Below are 1589 nucleotides of genomic sequence, written 5' to 3'. Positions count from 1 at the left end.
AAAGATAAGAAAGTATATAAATTTAAATCTACCACAGTGTGAAACACTGTGGTAGATTTAATGTATGGAGACGAACATTCTAAAACGCATCTTATTTGATGAACAGGGACATTGGGAGAGCTTTAAAAAGAAACAAGGAAGAAGAATCCGAGCCATTGTCATCAAGGAGGTAGAGAAATTTAGAGACTGTGGAAATCCGAAAAATGGATTCAAACTCTTTGTTTGTGAAGGCTGTCATGATGTTCGACGAGTCCCCTTTCGATGTAAAGGGCGATTTTGTACAACGTGTTCGATCGGAGAAAGTGAAGAATGGAGCCGTTTAATCACCGAAGAAGTCCTGCAGGTGAACCATAGGCATGTGATTTTTACGATAGATGAGAACCTGCGAGACATACTTCTATGGCACCGAGAGCTGTTGAAACCGCTAATGGATGAGGCAGCGAAATTAATCATGGATTTTTATAAGAAGAAAGTCAAAGTCAAACCGGGAATCATAGCGGGATTACACACGTTTGGAGCGAAAGTAAATTTTAATCCGCATGTGCACATGTTAGTTAGTATGGGAGGGATAACGAAGAAAGGGGAATGGAAGGCGTATGATTATCTCCCGTTCACAATGCTTCGGAAGCAATGGCAGACGGTGGTATTGAAATTTATCCGGAAGCATTTGACGAAACAGGAGAAGAAACGCGTGCAGCCGAGATTACAAAAAGCTTTTTCGAATAATGGAGAAGGCTTCTATGTCCATGCGCCGAAGCAAAGAGGGAGTGTGCAAGAGCAATTACGTTATATTGGGCGTTATATTCGTCGACCAGCGATTGGGATCAATCGGATTGAGGAATATGATGGTCAATATGTGACCTTTAGCTATATAGATAAGGTGGATGGAAAAAAGAAGCTGGAAACGGTGACGGCAGAAGAATTTATCATTCGGATTATCCGTCATATACCAGATGAACAGTTCAAAACCATCCGCCATTATGGTCTGTATTCGAGAAAGAACAAGAAGTTAAGTAAAAAGCTATTAGCAGCATGGCAAAAAGAAACCAAACGCTGGATCGTGAAAGTAAAGAAAACATTGCGCCGTCAATCATGGAGGGAGCGAATCGTAGCCAGTGGGAAGAAAGACCCGATGATATGTCCTCATTGTGAGAACTATTATGAATACCAGGGAGAAGTGTGTCTGGAGAACGGGCAATTGGTCATAAAAATCGCGTTAACAACCGAAGCAAGAGACTATTTAGAAAGGGTGATTGCTTATCTCTACAAAACCGAAGAATCAAAAAAAGCGAAAAAAGAAACAGAAAGGGAGAGACCATCTGCAGCCAACAAAGAAGAGTCAGGCCGTCAATTATCACTGTTTGGATTGTCATGAAGAAGAAAAAATACCTTATGATGTCGTGCAGGATTTTGACCGTATGGATGGAGGAGATCCGACTTATCCGCCACAGTTTCAGTGTGAAAATTGCGGAGGAGAAATGTATCCAGAATATTATAATGGCATCCATGGACAGGAATACAAATTATCAGATGTTCTCTAATTTGGATAGAAAGAAAAGGACCGGGCGGGGTTTGCCCGGTTTTTCTTA

General features: G+C 41.3%; 1 protein-coding gene. It reads left to right on the top strand.

Annotated elements, in window-relative coordinates; all coding sequences use genetic code 11:
- Positions 1 to 64: 64 nt before the first annotated feature.
- A complete protein-coding gene (locus ACFQ19_RS20175) occupies positions 65 to 1375 on the top strand; it encodes an IS91 family transposase (RefSeq protein WP_379594654.1) in 1311 nt (436 codons plus the stop codon).
- Positions 1376 to 1589 lie beyond the last annotated feature (214 nt).

The sequence above is a fragment of the Oceanobacillus locisalsi genome (assembly GCF_042675985.1).
GTDB classification, from domain to species: Bacteria; Bacillota; Bacilli; order Bacillales; family Amphibacillaceae; genus Oceanobacillus; species Oceanobacillus locisalsi.
This window is presented reverse-complemented; position numbering and strand designations above follow the sequence as displayed.